Annotated in this window: 19 protein-coding genes and 1 pseudogene; 8 read left to right on the forward strand and 12 right to left on the reverse strand. The window is 65.1% G+C overall.

All coding sequences use genetic code 11. The features are described from left to right. Positions 1-17: 17 nt before the first annotated feature. From C2847_RS04100 to C2847_RS04110, 3 genes are read left to right on the forward strand one after another with little or no spacing between them, the layout of a single operon-like run. Positions 18-1,127 (forward strand): carbohydrate ABC transporter permease, encoded by a 1,110-nt coding sequence (locus C2847_RS04100; RefSeq protein ID WP_105317201.1) that lies wholly within the window; start codon positions 18-20, stop codon positions 1,125-1,127. Further along, complete coding sequence (locus tag C2847_RS04105) at positions 1,127-1,933, forward strand: carbohydrate ABC transporter permease (protein ID WP_105317202.1); 807 nt, start codon at positions 1,127-1,129, stop codon at positions 1,931-1,933. Before C2847_RS04100 ends, C2847_RS04105 begins: the two co-directional genes overlap by 1 nt. Before the next feature lie 9 nt (positions 1,934-1,942). Next, positions 1,943-2,851, forward strand: coding sequence for an NADPH:quinone oxidoreductase family protein (locus C2847_RS04110; RefSeq protein WP_105317203.1), 909 nt, complete (start codon positions 1,943-1,945; stop codon positions 2,849-2,851). Here the strand turns inward: C2847_RS04110 and C2847_RS04115 are convergent. Beyond that, on the reverse strand, positions 2,848-3,696 hold the full coding sequence (locus C2847_RS04115) for a Rossmann-fold NAD(P)-binding domain-containing protein (protein WP_105317204.1): 849 nt from the start codon (positions 3,694-3,696) through the stop codon (positions 2,848-2,850). The genes C2847_RS04110 and C2847_RS04115 overlap by 4 nt on opposite strands. A 9-nt stretch (positions 3,697-3,705) precedes the next feature. On the opposite strand from C2847_RS04115, the gene C2847_RS04120 reads away from it, so the two are divergent. Beyond that, entirely contained in the window at positions 3,706-4,608 is a 903-nt protein-coding gene (locus C2847_RS04120) for an AEC family transporter (protein WP_105317205.1), read from the forward strand. Here the strand turns inward: C2847_RS04120 and C2847_RS04125 are convergent. From C2847_RS04125 to C2847_RS04145, 5 genes and pseudogenes are all read right to left on the reverse strand, one after another. After that, positions 4,558-4,968, reverse strand: a complete 411-nt coding sequence (locus C2847_RS04125; protein WP_105317206.1) for a hypothetical protein — start codon at positions 4,966-4,968, stop codon at positions 4,558-4,560. The genes C2847_RS04120 and C2847_RS04125 overlap by 51 nt on opposite strands. Continuing rightward, positions 4,965-5,651, reverse strand: a complete 687-nt coding sequence (locus C2847_RS04130; protein WP_105317207.1) for a 16S rRNA (uracil(1498)-N(3))-methyltransferase — start codon at positions 5,649-5,651, stop codon at positions 4,965-4,967. Before C2847_RS04130 ends, C2847_RS04125 begins: the two co-directional genes overlap by 4 nt. 3 nt (positions 5,652-5,654) lie before the next feature. Further along, entirely contained in the window at positions 5,655-6,419 is a 765-nt protein-coding gene (locus tag C2847_RS04135; RefSeq protein WP_105317208.1) for a 50S ribosomal protein L11 methyltransferase, read from the reverse strand. Between the two features lie 63 nt (positions 6,420-6,482). After that, positions 6,483-6,941, reverse strand: a pseudogene (locus tag C2847_RS04140) (helix-turn-helix transcriptional regulator); the annotation flags it as partial. Position 6,942: 1 nt separating this feature from the next. Beyond that, positions 6,943-7,995, reverse strand: coding sequence for an Mrp/NBP35 family ATP-binding protein (locus C2847_RS04145; RefSeq protein ID WP_105317220.1), 1,053 nt, complete (start codon positions 7,993-7,995; stop codon positions 6,943-6,945). 97 nt (positions 7,996-8,092) lie between these two features. Between C2847_RS04145 and C2847_RS04150 the strand changes: the two genes are divergently transcribed. Both C2847_RS04150 and C2847_RS04155 read left to right on the forward strand, forming a co-directional pair. Then, positions 8,093-8,698: a hypothetical protein gene (locus tag C2847_RS04150; protein WP_105317209.1), complete on the forward strand. Its 606-nt coding sequence runs from the start codon at positions 8,093-8,095 to the stop codon at positions 8,696-8,698. A gap of 105 nt (positions 8,699-8,803) precedes the next feature. After that, the gene (locus C2847_RS04155; RefSeq protein ID WP_105317210.1) at positions 8,804-11,392 is read left to right on the forward strand and encodes a valine--tRNA ligase; all 2,589 of its coding nucleotides are present in this window, start codon (positions 8,804-8,806) and stop codon (positions 11,390-11,392) included. On the opposite strand, the gene C2847_RS04160 is transcribed toward C2847_RS04155, so the two are convergent. The 5 genes from C2847_RS04160 to trpC are packed head-to-tail and all read right to left on the reverse strand — an operon-like array spanning position 11,376 to position 15,794. Then, a complete protein-coding gene (locus tag C2847_RS04160) occupies positions 11,376-11,939 on the reverse strand; it encodes a DUF6812 domain-containing protein (RefSeq protein WP_105317211.1) in 564 nt (187 codons plus the stop codon). The genes C2847_RS04155 and C2847_RS04160 overlap by 17 nt on opposite strands. Positions 11,940-11,942: 3 nt before the next feature. Beyond that, a complete protein-coding gene (locus C2847_RS04165) occupies positions 11,943-13,961 on the reverse strand; it encodes a single-stranded-DNA-specific exonuclease RecJ (protein WP_105317212.1) in 2,019 nt (672 codons plus the stop codon). 34 nt (positions 13,962-13,995) lie between these two features. After that, positions 13,996-14,310 (reverse strand): hypothetical protein, encoded by a 315-nt coding sequence (locus C2847_RS04170; RefSeq protein WP_105317213.1) that lies wholly within the window; start codon positions 14,308-14,310, stop codon positions 13,996-13,998. Positions 14,311-14,314: 4 nt separating this feature from the next. Continuing rightward, positions 14,315-15,025, reverse strand: coding sequence for a 1-(5-phosphoribosyl)-5-[(5-phosphoribosylamino)methylideneamino]imidazole-4-carboxamide isomerase (gene hisA, locus C2847_RS04175; RefSeq protein ID WP_105317214.1), 711 nt, complete (start codon positions 15,023-15,025; stop codon positions 14,315-14,317). A gap of 4 nt (positions 15,026-15,029) precedes the next feature. Next, entirely contained in the window at positions 15,030-15,794 is a 765-nt protein-coding gene (gene trpC, locus C2847_RS04180; protein WP_105317215.1) for an indole-3-glycerol phosphate synthase TrpC, read from the reverse strand. A gap of 285 nt (positions 15,795-16,079) precedes the next feature. Here trpC and C2847_RS04185 point away from each other — a divergent pair, with 285 nt between their 5' ends. Further along, the gene (locus C2847_RS04185) at positions 16,080-16,493 is read left to right on the forward strand and encodes a helix-turn-helix domain-containing protein (RefSeq protein ID WP_105317216.1); all 414 of its coding nucleotides are present in this window, start codon (positions 16,080-16,082) and stop codon (positions 16,491-16,493) included. Then, complete coding sequence (locus tag C2847_RS04190) at positions 16,494-17,354, forward strand: patatin-like phospholipase family protein (protein WP_105317217.1); 861 nt, start codon at positions 16,494-16,496, stop codon at positions 17,352-17,354. Here C2847_RS04190 and C2847_RS04195 read toward each other — a convergent pair. Next, positions 17,296-17,730, reverse strand: coding sequence for a hypothetical protein (locus C2847_RS04195; RefSeq protein ID WP_105317218.1), 435 nt, complete (start codon positions 17,728-17,730; stop codon positions 17,296-17,298). The genes C2847_RS04190 and C2847_RS04195 overlap by 59 nt on opposite strands. Positions 17,731-17,795 lie beyond the last annotated feature (65 nt).

The following is a 17,795-nucleotide window of genomic DNA, read 5'->3' on the forward strand; positions in this document are numbered from 1 at the left end:
CTTTTCCCGGAGGCCTCATGCGCGACCGGATCACGGCCTTTTTGGTCCTCCTCCCCTCCTTGGCGGCGGTGGCCATCTTCGTCTATGGCTTCATCGGGCAAAACCTCTGGGTTTCCCTCACCGACTGGGGAAAGAATCCAGCCCAGGCCCTGGCCCTGAGGCCAGAGCTCCACTTCGTGGGCCTGGAAAACTACCTTGAGCTCTTCACCGGCTTCGTGGACGTGCGTTTCCGCCAAAGCGTGGTCAACCTCATCTTCTTCACCCTCTTCTTCATGGGGGGAAGCCTGGGCCTAGGCCTCCTCCTGGCCATGGCCCTGGACCGCGGGCCCAAGGGGGAGGGCTTTTTCCGCACCGTCTTCCTCTTTCCCATGGCCCTCTCCTTCGTGGTCACCGGCACCATCTGGCGCTGGCTCCTGCAGCCCCAGGGCGGGGTCAACGTCCTGCCCACCCTCTTTGGCCTACCCCCCTTCCACTTCCCCTGGCTCACCACCAGGCAGCAGACCTGGGTCTTTGACTGGAACCAACTGCCCTTTTACACCGCCTTGGCGGTGGGCCTAACCCTCTTGTACGTGGCTTGGAAAGCCCACAGGGAAGGGGAAAGGAAGCGACTTTTCTGGAGCCTGTTGTCCAGTGGAGTCCTCCTGGTTTGGGCCTTCACCCTGGGCAGGACCACCCACCTTCTCCCCTACCCCGAGCCCCACGGCTTCAGCCTGGCCCTGGTGGGGGTGATCCTGGCGGCGGTCTGGCAGATGTCCGGCTACACCATGGCCCTTTATCTGGCGGGTCTAAGGGGAATCCCCGTGGAGGTGCTGGAAGCGGCCAAGGTGGACGGGGCCAGCGAGTGGCAGACCTACCGTCACGTGATCCTCCCCCTCCTTGCCCCTATCACCCTCTCGGCCATGATCGTCCTGGGGCACATCGCCCTGAAGATCTTCGACCTTATCTTCGCCATGGCCGGGTTGGATTACGCCCCCACCGATGTACCCGCCATCTACATGTACCTCCTCGCCTTCCGCGGCAACCAGTTCGCCAAGGGGGCGGCCATCGGCATACTCCTCCTGCTTTTGGTGGCCTTGGTGGTCATCCCCTACCTGGTAAGCCAGCTTCGGAAGGAGGTCAGGCGCTGATGGGCCGGTTCTTCCTGCACGCCTTCTTACTCCTCGCCACCCTCTTCTTCCTTCTCCCCGTCTATCTGGTGATCCTCACCGCTCTGAAGGAACCCGCCAAGATTACCCTGGACACGGTCTGGCACTGGCCGGAACCCGTCTACTGGGAAAGCTTCCACATCGCTTGGGAGGCCTTCCGGCCCAAGTTTCAAAACAGCGTGGTCCTGGCCCTCTCGGCCACGGCCCTCTCCGCCTTGGTAGGGGCCCTCAACGGCTACGTCCTGGCCAAGTGGCCCTTTAGGGGTTCCAACCTCTTGTTTGCCCTCATGCTCTTCGGGATGTTCATCCCCTACCAGAGCATCCTCATCCCCCTTTTCCAGTTCGTAAAGGCCATAGGCCTTTACGGCACCCTATGGGGCCTCATCCTGGTCCACGTGGTCTACGGCATCCCCATTGTCACCCTTATCTTCAAGAACTACTACAGTGAAATCCCCGATGAGCTGGTGGAGGCTGCCCGCATAGACGGGGCAGGCTTCTTCGGCATTTTCCGCCACGTAATCCTGCCCCTTTCTGCCCCCGCCTTCGTGGTGGTGGCCATCTGGCAGTTCACCCAGATCTGGAACGAGTTCCTCTTCGCCGTCACCCTGACCCGGCCGGAGAGCCAGCCCATCACCGTGGCCCTGGCCCAGCTGGCCGGAGGCGAGGCGGTGAAGTGGAACCTGCCCATGGCCGGGGCCATTCTGGCCGCCTTACCCACCCTTCTGGTCTACATCTTCCTGGGGCGGTACTTCCTGCGGGGGCTCCTGGCTGGCTCCGTCAAGGGGTAGACTCCAGCCATGCGCGCCTGGGTACAAGAACGCTTGCGGGAACCCCTGGTCCTTAAAGAACTTCCCGACCCCACCCCGGGCCCGGGAGAGGTGGTGCTGGAGGTGGAGGCGGTGGGCCTGAACTTTGCCGACCACCTCATGCGGCTTGGCGGGTACCTTACCCGGATTCATCCGCCCTTCGTGCCGGGCATGGAGGCGGTGGGGCGGGTGGGGGGAGAGCGCTTCGCCGCCTTGGTGGGGCATGGGGCCCTGGCGGAGCAGGTGGCCGTGCCCAGGGAAGCCCTCCTTCCCGTGCCCGAGGGGCTTTCTCCCGAAGAGGCCGCCGCCTACCCGGTTTCCTTCCTCACCACCTACCTGGCCCTTAGGCGGGCAGGGGCGAGGCCCGGGGAGAGGGTCTTGGTGCAGGCGGCGGGCGGGGCCCTGGGCACAGCGGCGGTACAGGTGGCAAGGGCCCTGGGCTTAAGGGTGCTAGCGGCGGCCTCGAGGCCCGAAAACCTCCCCTTGGCCCAAACCTTGGGCGCTGAGGAGGTGGCCACCTACGAGGCCCTTCCCGAAAAGGCCAAGGCCCTGGGCGGGGTGGACGTGGTCTTGGAGGTGCGGGGGAAGGACCTGGAAGGAAGCCTCTCCTTGCTGCGGCCAGGGGGTAGGCTGGTCTATATCGGGGCCGCCGAGGGAGAGGTGACGCCCCTGAATCCCTTGCGCCTCATGCGCAGAAACCTCACGGTAATGGGTTTTTGGCTGGCTCCCCTCCTCAGGGAAGAGGCCCTGGTACAAGAGGCCTTGAAATTTCTCCTGCCCCGGTTGGGCCAGGAACTCAAGCCCGTGGTGGGGGCGGTCTTCCCCTTCCTCGAGGCTGAAGCCGCCTTCCAAGCCCTCCTGGACCGGGGCCATGTGGGCAAGATCGTCGTCCGCCTTTAGTCCAAGCCCAGGAGGTGCCGCACCGCTGCCAGGTCAAAAAGGGCTTGGCCCACGCTCTTGAAAAGCACGGGGTCCCCTTCCGACCGTCTACCCAAAAGGGCTTCCCTTAAGGTCACCACCGGTTTAGAAAGGCCCTGAAGCTCCCCGGCCTCCACCAGGGCATCCTCCGTATCGCAATAAACCGCCGCCCGCTCCACCAAGGCCCTTGGCACCTCGCGCATCTCCGGGCGGAAGCTCCCCACGGCGGCGATGAAGGTGCCTTCCGGTACCCTCTCGGGCAACACCGGGGTAGGGCTCGAGGTGGCCGTGACGATGAAGGCCACCTCCTCAGGCACCTCAGGGGCCACCCACTCCTCTGCCTCGAGGCCCATACCCCTGGCCTTGGCCAAAAGGGCCTCGGTCCGCTCCCTGCTCCTTCCCCGGATCCACACCCGGCGCAGGGTAAATCCCTCGGCGAAGGCCTCGAGGTGGGCTTCCCCTTGAACCCCAGGCCCCACCAGAAGAAGTGCCCCCTCTTGCCTTGGAGCAAGAAGCTTAGCCGCCAGAAGAGAAAGGGCGGCGGTGCGTTTTTTCGTGATCTCCTCCCCCGGCAGGTGCAAGACCTCCCCGGTATCCAGCCTCCTGGCCCAGATCTCCGCCTGCACCGAAGGCTGGCGCCGAGGCCCCTCCTCTTCTCCTCGAGAAACCCCCACCGTGACCAGCTTGCAAAGGGCCACCTCTTGGTCTGCGGCGGGCATCACCAAAAACTGCCCTCCCGGGATGGGAAGAACCTGCCTTCTCGGAACCTCCGCCTTCCGGAGGAGCACCTTCTCTATAGCCTCAGAAAGCGCCAGATAGCCTGCCATGCCTTTAGAATGCCTCACATGCAGGCCCTCCTCAACACGGTTCTTCCCGTGGCCCTGGTGGTCTTCTCCGGGTATCTGTTGGGAAAGCGCATTCCCATGGACCTCACCACCTTAAGCCGCCTCACCCTCTACCTCCTGGTGCCCGCCCTCATCTTCGACGCCATGTACCGGGCAGAGTACTCCCGGGAAGGCCTAGTGGGCCTTGCCCTGGGCTTTGCCCTCACCTACCTCCTCCTCTTTCTGGCCATCACCGGGATGGCCAGACTCCTTGGCCTCTCCCCCGAGACCGCCAAGTCCCTTCTCGTCTGCAGCCTGTTCCCCAACTCCGGCAACATGGGGCTTTCCCTGGTCTACTTCGCCCTGGGAGAAGAGGGCCTGAGGCAGGCCGTGGTGTACTTCATCCTCTCCAGCGTGGTCATGTTCGGCCTGGGGCCGGCCTTCATAAGGGGAGGCGGCCTAAAGGAAGGGCTCCTTTTTACCCTGCGCCTGCCCCTCTTTTACGCCCTCCTTCTGGGCCTGCTGCTGAAGACCCTGGGGGTAAGCCTTCCCTTCCGCCTGGACGAGGGCCTACGCCTCATGGGCCAGGCGGCCATCCCCGTCCTCCTCCTCACCCTGGGAATGCAGATGAGCCAGACCCGCTTCCAGGTGGGGGCCTTTGAGGGAGTGGCCAGCAGCCTGCGGCTCCTTGTGGCCCCCCTCCTGGCCTACGGGGTGGGGTTCATCCTGGGCCTTGCCCGTCTGGAGCACCAAGTCCTGGTCCTGCAGTCGGCCACCCCCGTGGCGGTGAATGCCTTTCTCCTCACCCGGGAGTTTGGGGGGGAAGCCCTACGGGTGGCCAGGAGCGTGGTGGTTTCCACCTTCCTAGCCTTCTTGACCATTCCCCTTTTTCTCCTCCTCATCGGGGTCCGGTAGGCTGGGCGTCCCCAGGTCCAGCTGGAAAAGAACCCCACCCGCCCAAAGCCCCACCAGGCGGTGGTAGCCCTGGCTCAAGGGAAAGGAAACCCGGTAGGAGCCCGGCTCCTCTAGAAAGAGGACTTTCTCCTGGAGCAAGGCCTCCTCCCGGAACCACTTGAGGTGAAGGTAGCCCGGGGAAGGAAGGCGCTCCACCCTGAGGACCAGGACGGCCTCCTCCGCGCCCTTCTCCAGGCGGGCCACCACAAAAGGCCTTTCCAGGGGCAGGGGCTTGCCCGGGTCCAGGGGGAGGAAGGTGTAGCGGCAGCCCGCAAGGAAGAGGAGGAGCGCCGCACCCCCAAGCCAGCCCAAGATCTTCATCTCCCCTCCCCGGCGGTGCACAGGGCGAGGAGGGCGATGGCCGCCGTTTCCGCCCGCAGAATCCTCCGGCCCAGGAAGACCGGGGTAAAGCCCTTTTCCTGCAAAAGCTCCACCTCCTCTTCCGTAAATCCCCCTTCCGGTCCCACGGCCAAGGCCAGGGACTTCCCAAGGTCCAGCACCTCCCGAACCAGGCTTCTTGCTCCCACATGGGCCACCATACCCTGCTCCACCTTCGGAAGGGCGTTCATGGGAATGGGAGGTAGGACCTCTGGCACCCTTAGCCTTCCCGACTGTTTGGCCGCCTCTACGGCTATGGCCTGAAGCCTTTTCAGCTTCCCCTCCCCCATCTCCTTGGGCACGGAGTGCCGGGTGACGAGGGGTTGGATGCGGGTGGCCCCGAGCTCCGTGGCCGCGCGCACCACCTCGGAAAGCTTGTCCCCCTTTAAAAGAGCGGGGTAAAGGGCCACCTCCACCCCCACCTCCCGCTCCGGGCGCCGCTCCTCCAGGATGCGGTAGCGCACCGGCGGCCCCAGCTCCACCACCTCCGCCACGGCCTCCCGGTCCACGTCAAAAACGGTGAACCGGTCTCCCACCTTGGCCCGCAACACCTCCAGGAGGTGCCGGCTTTCCCTTAAGGGAAGCACTCCGGTAAGGCCTGGACTATAGGCGCGGTGCGGGCGCATGGCTCAGATCCCGTAGGCCAGCAACACCCACTCCCCTTCCCTCTCCTTCTCCAGGAGGGAGAAGCCTTCCCTGGCCATGGCCTCCCTCACCAGGGTGGCCTTTTCCGCCAGGATCCCCGTGAGGAGAAGCCTTCCCCCAGGAGCTAAGGCCTTTTGGTACCGGGGGGCCAGCTCCTGGTGAAGCTCCGCAAACAGGTTGGCCACCAAGAGGTCAAAGGGGCCATAGGGAAGGGCTTCCTCCAGGCTTCCCAAGAAGAAACGCACCGTCACCCCATTCCTTCTGGCGTTTTCCCCCGCCTGGGGGAGGACGGCCTCGTCAATGTCCACCCCCACGGCCTCTCCGCCCAGCTTGGCGGCGGCGATGGCCAGGATGCCCGAGCCCGTGCCCAGGTCCAGCACCCTTTCCCCAGGACGCAGGTGGCGGGCCAGGGCGGAGAGGGCCAGACGGGTGGTCTCGTGGTGCCCGGTGCCAAAGGCCATCCCGGGCTCGATCACCAAAGGAATCCCCTCCCCCTCCCAGGGGTGCCAGGGAGCCAGCACCACGAAGGGCCCAGCCCACACGGGCTTAAGATCCCGCCGCCAGGCCTCTAGCCAGTCCTCGTCGGGGAGCTCCTCCCACGCCCCCCCAAAGGGAAGGTCCACGGGAGCGGGGAAATAGGCCCATACCTCGCCTTCCTGCTCCTCGAGGCCCCGCGCCCCCCGATCGAAGAGTTCCGGGATCAGGGGGTCCAGCTCTGCCGCCGTGCCCTTGAGGCGGTAAACCCACACCCCGCTATTCTACCCGGTAACGGCAACAGTTCCCCCCCTCCGCCAGCCTCTCCTCCCGCATCAGGGGCAACGCTTCTGGCAGAGGTACAGCTTCCCCTCTTCCTCCACCACCTCCGCCTCGTAGCCCTGCTCCCGCAGGAACTGGGCCAGGCGGGTAAGCCGCTCCCGTAAAGGTAAGGCCGCCAGATTCAGGGGGGCAAACAGGCTCCGGTTCCTTTCCAAGAGAAGGCGCACCACCCCTTCCCGGCCCAGAACCCTTTCCACCCCTTTAAGCACATCCCCGCACAGGGCGGCGTAAGGGGCCTCCCGGTCCTGGGCCACGTAGAGGCGGTAGGGCCGGCCCCGGCCCAGGCACTTCCTCACCTCCGAGCGCACCAGGCCCCGAGCCTCGAGGTCCTGCAGGTGCTTCAGAACCGCCACCCGGCTCACCCCCAGGGCTTCGGCTAGCTCCTTGGCGGTATAGGGCCTGAGCCTCAGGAGGTCCAGAACCCGTTCCTTGGTGCCTTCCAGAACTAGGGCCATATCAAGCCATGGGCAAGGCGATGAAGGCTTGCACGCTCAAGGCAGCGGCCAGCTCCCGGGCCGCCCTTCTAAAGGCCTCCGCCTCGGGACCCTCCGGGCTTTCCACCAGGATGGGCCTTCCCCGGTCCCCGCTTTCCCGCAAGGGTAGGGTGAGGGGAATCTCCCCCAGGAAACGGGTCTTGAGCCGTTCCGCAAGCCGCTTTCCGCCGCCTTCCCCGAAGATGGGGGTGGGCTTGCCGCAGTGGGGGCAGAGGAAGTGGCTCATGTTCTCCAAAACCCCCAGGACGGGCACCTGCACCTTCTTGAACATGTCCGCAGCCCTTTCCGCATCGATCAGGGCCACCTCCTGCGGGGTGGTCACGATCACCCCGCCGGAAACCCGGGTGAGCTGGGCCAGGCTGAGCTGCACATCCCCGGTACCTGGGGGTAGGTCCACCACCAGGTAGTCCAGCTCCCCCCAGTTCACCTCCTCCAGGAATTGCTTGATGGTGCCGTGGAGGATGGGCCCCCGCCAGATCATGGCCTGGCCAGGGGGAACGATGTTGGCGATGGAGAGGACCTTGAGGCCAAAGGCCTCGAGGGGAAGGATCTTCCGGTGTTGGTCCACCTTGAGCCTCTCCCCCTCCAGGCCGAACATCTTGGCCTGGCTGGGCCCGTAAAGATCCGCGTCCAAGAGGCCCACCCTGGCCCCTTCTGACACCAGGGCCAACGCCAGGTTGGCGGCCACGGTGCTCTTCCCCACCCCACCCTTGCCTGAGCCCACCGCCACCACATGCTTCACCCCGGGAATGGGGTACTGCTCGGGAGCCTTAACCCCACCGCCGAAACGCACCCGCACCTCCTCCACCCCCAAAGGATGAAGGGCCCGCTTGATGTCCGCTTCGATTTGGCCCTTTAAGGGACAGGCGGGGGTGGTGAGGTTGATGAGAAGGTCCACCCAGCCTCCCTCTAGCCTCACCTCCCCCACCATGCCCAAGGAAACCAGGTCCTTACCCAGCTCGGGGTCCATCACCGTGCGCAGGGCCTCGAGGACCCGCTCTTCCGTAAGCGCCATACCGGGCTCAGGGTATACCCGGACATGGTTTTGGGCAAGGGGGGGACTCACAGTTTTCATCCAAACCCTCCCGGTGTCTGGGCTAATATGGGTTCGCATGTACCCCGAGTGGCAAAAGCGACCCTTCTTTGAGCTCCACCTGGCCTGGCTGGTTCAGGGACCCAGGGGCTACGACCTCCTCTTCAAGGTGAACCCCTATAGCCTTTACCAAACCCGCGAGGAGGCCCTGGAGGCCGCCAAAGCCCTCCTAAGGGGAGAAAGGCTGGACCAGGACCCCAAGGTGGGAAGGAATAAGGCCCCTGTGCTCCTTTCCCCGGAGGACCGCACCCGCTTCCTGGTCCTCTTGGAAAGCGGCAAGGCCCTTTTGCCCCTGGACCGCTACGCCCTCTTGGGGGAGATCGTCCAAGTGGAGGAACGCCTCCTCCACCGGGCTCCCTTCCGGGACCCCAGCAACGTGCTCCATAGCCTCGAGGGGCTTCCCGTCCGGCTCCTCCACACACCCGTCAACGACCCCGAGGCGGATTCCAAGGAGGTATCCCAGGGAATCCTCCAGCTGGAACCGGAGGGGATCCGGGTGGGGGAAACCTTCCTGGCCATCCCCGGGGAAACCCCGATAGAGGGCCTAGCCTACGAGGATGCCTTTTTCGACCTGGGGGAGGGCCACTACTACCTCTATGCCCTTTCCAGCTCCACGCCCTCGTAAAGGGCCTCGAGGTCCAAGGCTCCCCCTGGGAAGAGCTACCGGGCCTTTCCTGCGCTAGCGTTCCCTGAACGCACCCCACCCGGCTTGGGTAAACTATCGGACAGCATGGACCTACCCAAGGCCTACGACCCCAAGACCGTGGAACCCAAGTGGGCGGAGAAGTGGGCGAACAACCCCTTCGTGGCCAACCCCAAAAACGGCAAAACCCCCTTCGTCATCTTCATGCCGCCTCCCAACGTGACGGGAAGCCTGCACATGGGCCACGCCCTGGACAATTCCCTACAGGATGCCCTCATCCGCTATAAGCGCATGCAGGGGTATGAAGCCGTGTGGCTTCCCGGCACCGACCATGCGGGCATCGCCACCCAGGTGGTGGTGGAAAGGCTTCTCCTAAAAGAGGGCAAGACCCGGCACGACCTGGGACGGGAGGCCTTCCTGAAGCGGGTTTGGGAGTGGAAGGAGGAATCGGGGGGCACCATCCTAAAGCAGCTCAAACGCCTTGGGGCCAGCGCCGACTGGAGCCGGGAGGCCTTCACCATGGACGAAGCTCGCTCCAAGGCGGTGCGCTACGCCTTCAGCCGCTACTACCACGAGGGCCTGGCCTACCGGGCCCCCCGGCTGGTCAACTGGTGCCCCCGGTGCGAGACCACGCTTTCGGACCTGGAGGTGGAAACGGAGCCCACCCCGGGCAGGCTCTACACCCTGACCTACGAGGTGGAAGGTGGCGACCGCATCGCCATCGCCACCGTGAGGCCGGAAACCGTCTTCGCTGACCAGGCCATCGCCGTCCACCCCGAGGACGAGCGCTACCGGCACCTTATTGGCAAAAAAGCCCGCATTCCCCTCACGAACATCTGGATCCCCATCCTGGCGGACAGTGCCGTGGAGCGGGAGTTCGGCACCGGGGCCCTCAAGGTGACCCCCGCTCACGACCCCTTGGACTACGAAATCGGGGAACGGCACGGACTGGAGGCGGTGTCCGTCATCAACCTGGAAGGCCGGATGGAAGGGGAAAGGGTGCCGGAGCCCTTGCGGGGCCTGGACCGGTTCGAAGCCCGGAAGAAGGCCGTGGAGCTCTTCCGGGAGGCTGGCCACCTCCTGAGGGAGGAGGACTACACCATCCAGATGGCCACCTGCTCCCGCTGCGGCACCCCCTTGGAGTACGCCATCTTCCCCCAGTGGTGGCTTTCCATGAAGCCCCTGGCGGAAAAGGTGATAAGGGGCCTGGAACGGGATGAGATCGCCTTCGTGCCCGAGCGCTGGAAGAAGGTAAACCTGGACTGGCTAAGGAACGTCCGGGACTGGAACATTTCCCGCCAGCTCTGGTGGGGGCACCAGATCCCCGCCTGGTACTGCCAGGACTGCCAGGCGGTGAACGTGCCCCACCCCGAGCACTACCTGGAAGACCCCAGCACCTGCGAGGCCTGCGGAAGCCCCAACCTCAAGCGGGATGAGGACGTCTTCGACACCTGGTTCTCCTCGGCCCTTTGGCCCCTTTCCACCCTGGGCTGGCCTGAGGAAACGGAAGACCTCAAGGCCTTCTACCCCGGGGACGTCCTGGTCACGGGCTACGACATCCTCTTCCTGTGGGTGAGCCGCATGGAGGTCTCCGGTTACCACTTCCGGGGGGAAAGGCCCTTTAAGACCGTGCTCCTCCACGGTCTCGTCCTGGACGAGAAGGGGCAAAAGATGTCCAAATCCAAGGGGAACGTCATAGATCCCCTGGAGATGGTGGAGCGATATGGAGCGGACGCCCTCCGCTTTGCCCTCACCTATCTGGCCACCGGAGGCCAAGACATCAGGCTGGACCTCCGCTGGCTGGAAATGGCCCGGAACTTCGCCAACAAGCTCTATAATGCCGCTCGCTTTGTGCTCCTGAGCCGGGAGGCCTTCCAGGCCAAGGCGGAAGAGCCCACCCTGGCCGACCGCTTTATGCAAAGCCGTTTAAGCCGGGGCGTGGCGGAAATCACCCGCCTCTATGAGGCCCTGGACCTGGCCCAGGCGGCCCGGGAGGTGTACGAGCTGGTCTGGAGCGAGTTCTGCGACTGGTACCTGGAGGCCAGCAAGCCAGCCCTCAAGGCAGGGAATGCCTTTACCCTACGCACCCTCGAGGAAACCCTCGCCACCCTCCTGAAGCTCCTCCATCCCATCATGCCCTTCCTCACCAGCGAGCTCTACCAGGCCCTCACGGGCAAGGAGGAACTGGCCCTCGAGGCCTGGCCCCAACCCAAGGCCACGGACGAGGAAGCCGAAGCCCGGTTTGAAGCCCTCAAGCAGGCGGTAACGGCGGTGCGGGCCCTAAAGGCCGAGGCCGGGCTTCCCTTGGCCCAGGAGGTACGGGTCTACCTGGAAGGGGAAGCTACGCCCGTGGTGGAAAACCAGGAGGTCTTCCGCTTCCTGGCCCGGGCCGAAGTCCTTGACGTAAGGCCAGAAAAGGCCCTAGTGAAGGCCATGCCCAAGGTGACGGTGCGCATGCCCCTAGAGGGCCTTCTCGACGTGTGGGAGTGGAGGCGTCGGCAGGAGAAGCGCCTGCAAGAACTTCAGGCCCTGGTAGAAAGAAGCCAGAAAAAGCTTTCCGCCCCCGGCTTCCGGGAGAAGGCCCCCAAGGAGGTGGTGGAGGCCGAGGAGGAAAGGCTTAAGGAAAACCTGGCCCAGATCGAGCGCATCCGGGAGGCCCTCAGCCAAATAGGGTAAGCCGGGGATCTTGGGCCTCCCCCGGAGCCTCGGCCACCGCCTCGGCCCGGCGCAGGTTCAGGGTGACGAAGGGAAAAGTTTCCAAAGGTTCCAGGTCCACGATGGGTTTGTTGGGGGTGAGGACGTAAAGCTTGGCTTCGAGGAGGGTCTGGAAGGGTTTGGCCTGGGAAAGGTGGTCGGAAAGCCGTACCCCCCGGGGAAGTAAGAGCTCGCCCGCAAGAAGGTAGTCCCCAAAGAGGAAGGCCAGCTTGCGCCGCTCCAAAAGGCTTGGGCTGGTGCGGGGCTCGCTGGGTTTCCCCCCCACCATCCACTGGATCCGCTCCTTGCGCAGAGCCAGGAAGCTGGTGCTAGCCTTGAGGTCCTTGGCCTCCGGGGGATGGGTGTAGCCCGGGGTGTAAAGGAGGGCACCAGTGACCGGAAGATAGGGCCTCTCCTGGTTCAAAAGGTCGGCAGTGCCCGCCCCGGGCACCAGGTAGATGAGCCCGTAGACCCGGTAAGCCTGGGTGTAGATCCTGGCCTCATGTACCTCTCGGGGCTGCTTGTACATCCCTCACCCCCTCTTCGGCAATGCATGTGCCCTATCGGAGAAAACCGCCCAGTAGGCCAAAAGAGCCTCGCTGAAAAGGGGGGCATGCCCTCGCTGATAGGCGAAGAGGAGCCTCTGCCCCACCAGGGCCCTAAGCCGCTCCTCGTCCGTGGGGAGCATGGGCGAAGCCAGGAGCTTGGCCCGGGCACCCGCCCCCAGGGCCACGTACACCGGACCGCGGGAAATCTCCACGGGGGTGGGGGGTATCCCTAGCCAAAGCGTAGCCTCCCCAGGGCTTAATAGGCGAAACCCCGCCCTCTTCGCATACTCCAGGCCCTCGGGGTTATCCTCGGGAACGTATACCCCCTCCCCCATCCTGGCTCGGGCCAAGGCCTCGGGCAAAGGAATGGGATAGGCAAAGGGCTCCACCCCTCCCTCAAGCTCCCCGGGCTCGCGGAAGTCCAGGGCCTGGGCCTCATAGGACACGGTACCGTTCCAGCGGTTTTCCACCAGTAAGACGGCGGCTTCCAACTCCGAGGGCATAGCGGCCGCCCGCTCCCCCATGCGCCAGGCCACCACTCTAACCCCCTGCAGGCGGAAGGCGAGGTGCTTTCCCTCCCCCATGGAGCGGGCCTCCTCCGGGGAGCCTTGGAGAAGGAAAAGGGGCTCGGGATTCCCTTCCCCAAAGGGCTCTAAGGCCAGCAAGGCTTGGTGAAGGTCCGGAAGTGACGTCAAAGGGGGTAAAAGCCCTACAAGGGGCACCTCTCGCACGGGGTCGGGGAAGGAGGAGGCAAAGGCCTCCACCCGCTCCTTAAACCGGGGGAAATGGGCCTCATCCACGGCAAAGCCCGCAGCCTCCCGGTGGCCTCCATAGCGGAGAAGAAGGTCCTCGGCACTCCTTAAGGCCTCCACGGCGCTGATGGGGGGGAGGCTTCGCACCGTGCCCTTCCCCTGGGCCACGATGAAGACCGGGCGCAAGGTGGCCTCGAGGATCCGGCTCGCCACGATGCCCATCACCCCCGGGTGCCCCTCGGGATCGTGCAGAACGATGGCCTTGGCCTCGGGATCCGCCTGGGGAAGGAGCCTTTTAAGCATCTCCTCCTCTATGGCTTGGCGGCGGGCGTTCAGCCGGTTCAGCTCCTCCACCAAACCCTTGGCCTCCTCCTCGTCCTCCGTGAGGAGAAGCCTAAGGGCTTTCTCCGCCTCCCCCAGGCGGCTTGCCGCATTGATGCGGGGAGCGATGCGGAAGGCCACCTCCACCGCCTTCCCCGTGTAACCCACGCTTTCCGCAAGGAGGCGAAGCCCCAAGAGGCGGGAGTCCTTAAGGCGCTCAAGCCCTTCCCGCACCAACGCCCGGTTCCACCCCCAAAGGGGAGCCACGTCGGCGATGGTGCCCACCGCCGCCAGGTCGGCATACTCCAGGGGCGGGGGCAGGCCCAGCCGCTCATGGAGGGCCCAAAGAAGCAGGAAGGCCACCCCGGCCCCCGTGGGGTGCTCCTTAAGGTCCGGGGTGTAGGCGGGATGGAGAACGACACCCGGCGGCGGGGTATCGCGGGGCGTGTGGTGGTCGGTCACCAGAACCTCCACCCCGTTTTCCACCAGCTCCCGAAGCTCGGCATGGTTGGCGATGCCGCAGTCCACCGTCAGGAACAGATCGGCGGCTTCCAGGTGCTCGGGGATGCGCTTGGGGTGGACTCCATACCCCTCCTCGAGGCGATGAGGGATAAAGGGATGCACCTCCGCCCCCAAGGCCCTGAGGCCCCGCACCAGGATGGCGGTTCCGTTGAGGCCATCCGCATCGTAGTCCCCGTGGATGCGGATGCGCTTCTTCCCCTCTAGCGCCCAAAGGAGAAGCTCCACCGCCCCCTTGAGGCCCCTGAGGGGAAGAAGGCCCAGGGAAGGCTTCAGGTCCTCCGGGCGGCGTACCCCCCGGTGCCAGTAGGCTAAGGCAGTCTCCGGCCCCACCCCAAAGGCCCCCATCACCTCCCACCACTCCTTCAAGGGCGGCAAGGGAAGAAGGCGCCAGCGCACCCGGTCCTTCATACAGCTCCTCCCCTATCCCCCAGAGGGGGGATCGCTACACCTCTTCCCGATCGGGGATTCTGGGAATCTCCTCAATGCGTTCCCGCTTTAAGGCGTTGACCTCGCCCTGAAGCCGCCGCACTTCCCTGAGAAGGGCGCGCCTTTCCCCCACGCCCCAAAGCCAAAGAACCAGGGCATACACTCCCCCCACCAAGAAACCCAAGGTATAGGCCCCCGGAAGAAGGTAGTAAAGGGGCCAGGAACCTAAGGGCGTGGGCACCTCCAGGAAGGGGAAGGCCAGGTAGAGGTAAAACCCCGCTCCCGCCACCCCCAGGGTGACGAGGAGAAACACCCAGTGGGCCAGCTTCATGGCCTTAGAATACCCCCTCTTTGTAGTCGGAAAGGCGCACGCGCCCCTCGTATAGGGCCTTGCCCAAAAGGGCACCCTCCACCCCCAGGCGCTTTAAGCCCAGAAGGTCCTCCGGGCCAGCGATCCCCCCGCCCGCAATGAGCTCATGGGGCCAAGCCTCCCGCACCCGGGCCACCACCTCCAGGTCCAAACCCTTCAGGGTCCCATCCCGCCGCACATCGGTGTAGATCACCGTGCGCACCCCCATGGTTTTCCAACGCCCAAGGAGGTCCAGGGCGGAAAGGGAAGCGGCCTCCTGCCAACCTGAGACCACCACCTCGAGGCCCCGGGCATCCAAAGCCACCGCCAGCCTGGCAGGCCCCACCTCCGCCAACATGTCCTCCAAGAGGGCAGGATTCTTTACCGCCACCGTGCCCACCACCACCCGCGAAGCCCCCAGCAGGAGGATCTCCCGCAGAACCTCCAGGGAACGCACCCCACCCCCCACCTCAAAGGGAATGCATATCCCCTGGGCGATCCGTCGGAGGGCCTCGAGGTTATCCCCCTTTCCCAAGGCCCGGTCCAGGTCCACCAGGTGCAGGAGCCTGGCCCCCTCTTCCTGCCAGCGCAAGGCGGCCGCCACCGGATCCCCGTACTGGGTTTCCCGCCCCGGGTCCCCCTCGTAAAGCCGGACCGCTTTGCTCCCCTTCAGGTCCACGGCGGGAATCAGCAACATGGAGCTATCCTACCAGCGCCCTCAGGGCTTCCTCCAGATCGGGGCTTTTCATGAGGCTGGTGCCGATGAGCACGGCGTCGAAAAGCCCTTCCAAGGGTTTCAGCTCCTCCCGGTGGGAATAGCCCGACTCCGCCACCAAAACCCCGCCAAAGCCAGCCTCCCGGGCCAAGCGGCCAAGCCTCGGGGCCGTGGTGAGGTCTATCTGCAGGGTGGAGAGGTTCCGGTTGTTGATGCCCACCATCTCCGCTCCCGCCTCGAGGGCCAGCTCCAGCTCCCTTTCCGTGTGCACCTCCACCAGGGCATCCAGGCCAAGGCGCCTCGCCTCCTCCAGGTAGACCCCGGTGAGTTCCCCCAAAAGGGCCACGATGAGGAGAACCGCGCTGGCCCCGTAGGCCCTGGCCTCCTTGAGCATGAAGGGATCCACCACGAAGTCCTTGCGCAGCAGGGGTAGGTCCACCGCCTGGCGGACCCTAAGAAGATCCTCCAGGCTGCCCCCAAAGTAATGGGGCTCGGTGAGGACGCTGATGGCCCTGGCCCCGCCCCGCTGGTAGGCCCGGGCGGCCGCCACGGTATCCAGCGCCCTTATGGCCCCTTCCGAGGGGCTTGACTTCTTCACCTCGGCGATGACGGAAAGCCCGGGGCGGAGGAGGGCTTCCCGGAAGGAGGGGACGGGTTCGGGCTCGGAGAGGGGGTAAGGGGCCACCTCGAGGGCCCTCTGCCGGGCGATCTCCCCCAAAACCCCCGGCACCCGGGAAAGGTCGGGCCTCATAGGAGGCATTGTAAGCATATCGGCCCACCCCAGAATAGCCCCCACCAGACGGGTGCCTCCTGACCTTAGGCGAGGCCCAGGTCCACGCTCGCGGCCTATCCCAGCCCCTGCTAGGCCTATTGCAAACACACCGCTTCAAGCTCACCCGCCCTCCCCTAAGTCCAGAGGCGTTTCTCGGTGCCTCGGAGAAAACGGGGCTAAAAGGATTCGCTCGGTGGCTCCAGAGCTTTCGTTCCCGCCTCCAGGGGTTGCGTTTGTTTCGTTTATCTGCTATCCTGAACCCGCATGGAAACCATGGCCTTTGCCCGCAAGGAAGAGCGGGAATCCCTAAAGGCCTTCTTGGCCCACTTGCGGCCAGGAACGCGCTTGCGTCTGGGAGAAACCGCCTTGGAGCTAACCCCCGAGCTCGCCCACCTCTTGCGCAACCTGCTGGAGCCTTTGGCCCGGGGCGAGCCGGTTAGGGTGGTCCCTCTGGAGGCGGAACTCACCACACAGGAGGCCGCGGAGCTCCTGGGGGTTTCCCGGCCTCATTTGGTGCGGCTTCTGGAGGAAGGCAAGATCCCCTTCCGCAAGGTGGGGAGCCACCGACGGGTACGCGCCAAGGACCTTCTCGCCTATCTAGAAACCTCCCGGAAAGAATGGGGGAAGCTCTTGGGCCAGCCCTTTGCGGAAGGTCAAGAGCTGGGCCTTGGGTACTGAATGCGCGGGGTAGCCTTGGCCTTGGGAGGCGGTGGGGTGCGGGGGTACGGCCACTTGGGCCTCCTTTCCGTCTTGGAAGAGACGGGGGTGCCCATCCGGGGCCTTGCGGGGAGCTCTGCGGGGGCTTTGGCGGCCTGTGCCTACGCCTTCGGCCACAAGGACCCTTGGAAGGTGCACGAGGCCATCTTCGACGAGGAGGTGGCCAGCCTACGGAAAACGGGAAGCCTGCGCACCCTGGCCCGGCTCTTCTCCGCCTTCCGCCGCCCTGCCCTGGTGGAAACGAAGCGGGTAGCGGAAGGGCTTAAGCGTCTTTTCGGGGAGGCCCGCCTCGAGGAAAGCCCCATTCCCTTGGCCGTCCAGGCCGCAGACCTCCTCAGCGGGGAAGCCGTGGTCCTGCGCCAAGGCCCGGTGTGGCGGGCAGTCTTAGCCAGCATGGCCATCCCTGGCCTCTTTCCCCCCGTGGACTGGGAGGGGCGGCTTCTGGTGGACGGAGACGTGGCGGAGAAGGTGCCGGTGCGGGCGGCCAAGGCCCTCTTCCCCAAGGTGGTGGCGATGGACGTGTCCAACCCCCCGCCCCAAGAGGGGCCGAAGACGGCCCTCGAGGCCGCCCTCCTGGCCGGGGAAGCCAGCCGCAGACGGCTCAAGGAACTGGCCCTCCAGGAGGCTGACCTGGTCATCTTCCTGGAACCACCCTTCCCCATAGACACCTTTGACCACGAAAAGCTACCTCTGGTCTACGACCTGGGGAGGAAGCGGGCGCAAGAGCACCTGAAGGACATCCAAGCCCTCTCCCGGGTGCGCCTCAAGGACCTCCTTTGGGCGCTTCCTCTCCCCGGACGAGGACCCCTTCCGCCCGCCTGAAGAGGTGGTAAAACCCCACCGCCCCCGCGAGGAGCAGGAACAGCCCCGGGGGACGGAGGAGCAATCCCATCACTCCCAGGAAGAAGAAAAGCCCCCCTCCAAACCCCACCGCCACCAACGCCCCCCAGGGAGCCTCTTGCCGTAAGGACCAGAGGCCCTGGAGGAAAAGCCACCCCCCACCCAAGAGGGCCAGGAGGAAGAGCCCAGGGTGTCCGGCGCCGGGCAGGAAGGGGGAAAGCGCGAGAAGGGCCATCCCCTGGAAGGCTGCGAGAAAGGCGGCGTAAAGGCGAAGCCCCCGCCGCCTCCTCTTTGGGCCCGCCTTGGGGTCCAGCAGGGCACGGAGCTCGGCCCAAGGTTTCTCTCCCAAAGGCTTCATGGCCTAGTGGTGCAGGACCCGTTGCAGGAAGGCCCGGGTCCTCTCCTCCCTGGGGGAGGAAAAGA

Source organism: Thermus tenuipuniceus, assembly GCF_002964845.1.
Classification (GTDB): Bacteria; Deinococcota; Deinococci; order Deinococcales; family Thermaceae; genus Thermus; species Thermus tenuipuniceus.